This is a genomic window from Streptomyces sp. NPDC057654 (assembly GCF_042800135.1).
Classification (GTDB): domain Bacteria; phylum Actinomycetota; class Actinomycetes; order Streptomycetales; family Streptomycetaceae; genus Streptomyces.
Genome location: NZ_JBHVHQ010000819.1, coordinates 1 through 3873, shown reverse-complemented (window position 1 = coordinate 3873; position 3873 = coordinate 1). Strand labels below are relative to the sequence as shown.

Sequence of the window (3873 nt, the reverse complement as noted above, 5' to 3'; positions counted from 1 at the left end):
GCCTTGCGCCCCGCGCGGGCGCCCGGCCGGGAGCCCAGCACGGAGACGTCGCCGCCCTGCTCGGCGAACAACCGCGTGTCCACCACCCGCAGTTCCGGACCGAACAGCGAGGACAGCGCGGGCCGCGGCTGCTCCGTCTGGATCGCCACGACCTCGCGCAGCACCCCCGTCAGCTGGTCCGCCATCTCCTCCGCCGAGGCGAACCGCCGCCCCGGATCGGGGTCGGTGGCCCGTACGAGCAGCCGGTAGAAGGACTCGTACCGGGAGAACACCTCGATGTGCTCGGGGTCGGGCAGGACGTCCAGATAGACGCTGGTGTAGCCCTGGAAGTCGAAGGTGAGGACGGCCAGCGTGCGCGCGACCGTATACAGGTCGGAGGCGACGGACGGGCCGGCCTCCGCGACCTCCGGGGCCTGGTAGCCGACCGTGCCGTAGATCGCGCTGTCCTGGTCGTCCATCCGCCGGACCGCGCCCATGTCGATGAGTTTGAGCTGGTCCTCCTGCTGAATGGCGTTGTCGACCTTGAAGTCGCAGTACAGGAGGTTGCGGCTGTGCAGGTGGCCGAGCGCCTCCAGCGCCTCGATGCCGTACGCGCACGCCTGCCCGACCGGCAGCGGGTCCCGCCGCCCGTCCCCCGCGCGCCGCTCGTTGGCGATCTCCTTGAGCGACTTGCCGCCCACGTACTCCATGACGATGTAGCCGTCGAGGGAGCCGGTGCGCTGGTCGAGGTGTTCCACGAAGTTGTAGATGCGGACGATGTTGGAGTGCTCGATCTCCGCGAGGAAGCGCCGCTCGGAGAGGGCCACGGCCAGCGCGTCCTCGTCGCCGGTGTCGAGCAGGCCCTTGAGCACCACCCACCGGTTGGAGACCGCGCGGTCTATCGCCAGATAGATCCAGCCGAGGCCGCCGTGCGCCAGGCAGCCCGCCACCTCGTACTGGCCGTGCACGATGTCGCCCCGCCGCAGCTTCGGTACGAAGGAGTACGGATGCCCGCACTTGGTGCAGAACCCCTCCGTACGGCCCGGCCGCGCGCCGCGCGAACGGCCCACCGGCGCGCCGCAGTCGCTCTTGCTACAGAACCGCTTGCGCTCCGGCACCTCGGGGTTCTCCAGCACCGCGGAGTGCGGATCGGGGCGCGGCACCGCCGGCATGGTCACCAGGCCCGCGCCCAGCTTGTTGCGGCCGGACGCGGAGGCGGCCGACTGCGAGCTGCGCACCGACACCGAGCGGGCGGTCGCCGCCCCCGGCAGGGTGCGCGAGAGCCGCCCGGAGACCGAGCGGCGCGATGTCGAGGACCGCGACGTGCCGGAGGACTGGGAGGACCGGGAAGACCGGGAAGACGAGGAATGGGAGGAGGAGCGGGAGCCGGAGCCCGCGCCGGACCGACCGGAACCGCCGGACCTGCCCGACCCGCCCCCCGATCCGCTGCCGCCCGCGACGCCGGTCGCCGGGGAGCCCACCATGCCGTCGGGCGAGACGACCGGCGCCAGCCCGCAGGTGTCGCAGTACAGCTCGCCGCCGCCGACGTCGTCGTACGAGCCCTCGCAGCCCGGCCGCTGACAGGTGCTCATATCCGCCCTCCGCCCCGCTCGCCCGCCGCCGCGCTCAGCCGCGCGCCGTGTCCCTTCACGACGGCTCCCCCCTGTGGTCGGCCCTGTGGTCGGCGTGGCCCGGCTGCTGCGGGACCAGCACCTCCGCCGTGGCCCGCTGATAGCGGAGCACGGCCGCTTCCGCTGCCAGCAGATCACACGGCGCGCTCCAGAGCATCCGGCGGGCCGCGTCGTAGCGCTCCACGAGCAGCGGATCCTCCGCCATGCCGTGCCGCGCGGCCTTCGCCTTGTACGCGTCGAGCCGGCCGCGCAGCTCCGCCCGTACGGCCAGCGGCGCGGTGACCGCCGACAGCGACTCGCGGGCGCGCAGCAACTCGTCCTCGGCGCGCCGCTCCAGCGAGTCCAGCAGCGGCGAGAGCCGGTGCCACTGGGCGCGCCGTCGGTAGTCGGCCGCCGCCGCGAGCTGCTCGTGCAGCGCGGTGGGCGGCCCGGTCACGGCGGGCACCACGGACGCGGCGATCTTCGCGAGGACCTCGCCGCGCGCCTGCCGCGCCTCGGTCAGGGTGCGGTCCGCGCGGGAGAGCACGTCGCGCAGGTGCATCAGCCGCTGCTCGGAGTCCTGCCGCACCGCCAGCACGGCCTCGATCTCGCGCCGTACGTCCTCCAGGGCGCGGGCCGCCCGGTCGTACCGCTCGGTGTCGGGTCGGCCGCCGCCGGGCGCGGAGCTCGGGGACGCGCCGGACCAGAAGGAGAGCGGGTCGGAGATCACCTCGGCGCGGAGCGCGGTCAGTTCGCCCGTGATGTGCTCCAGGTCGTCGCCGGCCGGGTGCTCGCCGGGGCGTACGCCCACGGAGTGGGCCAGCGAGCGGGTGCGCCCCAGCTCGGCCGAGAGCAGGTCTATCCGGGCGGGCAGGGCGGACCACACGGCGTCGGCGGTGACGACGACGTCGAGGGCGCGGGCGTACCAGCCGTTCATCCGGGCGACGAGCTCCTGGAGGCTCAGCCGCTCGCTGAGCAGCGCCGGGCCGGTCGGGGCGCCGGTGTCCGGCAGCGTGACGCAGGGGCCCCGCAGCAGTTCGGTGAGGTCGGCGAGCTCGCTCTGGGTGGGCCAGCGGCGGCGGGCGCGCAGCTCGCGGGCCCGGGTCAGGGCCGCCGAGTACGCGTCGAAGTAGGTCCACAGGAGGGAGATGAGCGGCTCCGTGGCCTCCCACCGGCTCTTGGTCGCGCCGGTCAGCTCCGCGCCCTCCAGCAGTCTGCGGCCGGCGTGGTCCTGGAGCGCCAGCAGTGAGGTTTCGACGGCCTCGTGTTCGGCGCCGAGCCTGGTCAGCGCGCGGTCCGCCTCCTCACGGCTCAGGGCCGGCCCGGTAGGTCCCGAGACCGCCATCGATCACCTCTCCTGTCCGCGGCTGGCGCCGCGCTTCGCCGGTTCATTCCCGTTTATCCGCTGTGTCGGCTGTGGCAGTTGCTGCTTCCGTGTCCGTTCCTGCTGTGCCCGATCCGCGCCGTGTCCAGTCCTCGTACCTGTGGAGACCGTTCTCGCGGCCGCCGCGTTCAGTCCTTCAGTCCTTGCGATCAGTCCTCGCGGCCGCCGATCGGTCCTGGCGGGGGCCGCGTTCAGTCCTTGTAGAGGGGCTTGGGGGGCGCCGGGTTCTTGATTCCGGTGAGGTCCTCCGCGAGCCACTTCTGGTAGGCCAGCATCCACTGGCTGTTCTTGCCCCCGCGCTCGTAGTCCTCCAGGACCTTGTTGACCCGGCGGACCAGGTCCTTGTCCCCGAGGTTCATCGCCACGCCGTACGGCTCCGTGGTGAACGGCTTGCCGACCAGCTTCACCGACGGGTCCTGCGCCGCCTGGCCCGCTGCCAGCGCGTTGTCCGTGATCACCGCGTCCACCTGGCCCAACTGGAGCCGCACCAGGCAGTCCAGCTGGTTGGGGACGGTGCGGACCTCCGCGCCGTGCGCCTCGTTCTTGAGCTCCGACTCGCCCGTGGACCCCTTGGCGGTGCACACCTTCTTGCCGTTCAGCGTGTCGTCGAAGGCGGTGATCTTCGAGCCGTCGGGCACCAGGACCTGCTGGCCGGCCTCGAAGTAGGCGGTGGAGAAGGCGACCTGTTTGATGCGCTCGCAGTTGATCGTCATGGTGCGGGCGACGACGTCGACCTTCTTGTCGCGCAGCACGTCGATGCGTTTGTTGGTGGGGATGGCGAGCCAGGTGACCTTCTCCGGGTCGCCGAGTATGTCCTTGGCGATGGCCCGTACGAGCTCGATGTCGAAGCCGCTGAGACGGCCGGTCGCCGGGTCGCGGTACCCCCAGCGGAAGCTGTTC

3 protein-coding genes are annotated in these 3873 nt (G+C 72.5%); all 3 read right to left on the bottom strand.

The features are described 5' to 3' along the window. The coding region (locus tag ACFU99_RS36465; protein ID WP_384400780.1) for a serine/threonine protein kinase at positions 1-1571 on the bottom strand (1571 nt) is incomplete at its 3' end. Between the two features lie 55 nt (positions 1572-1626). Next, positions 1627-2934 (bottom strand): hypothetical protein, encoded by a 1308-nt coding sequence (locus tag ACFU99_RS36460; protein WP_384400777.1) that lies wholly within the window; start codon positions 2932-2934, stop codon positions 1627-1629. Between the two features lie 230 nt (positions 2935-3164). Next, positions 3165-3873, bottom strand: a 709-nt coding sequence (locus ACFU99_RS36455; RefSeq protein ID WP_384400775.1) for a glutamate ABC transporter substrate-binding protein, incomplete at its 5' end; no start/stop codon positions are given.

Excerpts from the sequence above, each read along its gene's own strand:
- ACFU99_RS36460 (WP_384400777.1), bottom strand. The coding sequence starts at position 2,934 with ATGGCGGTCTCGGGACCTACCGGGCCGGCCCTGAGCCGTGAGGAGGCG.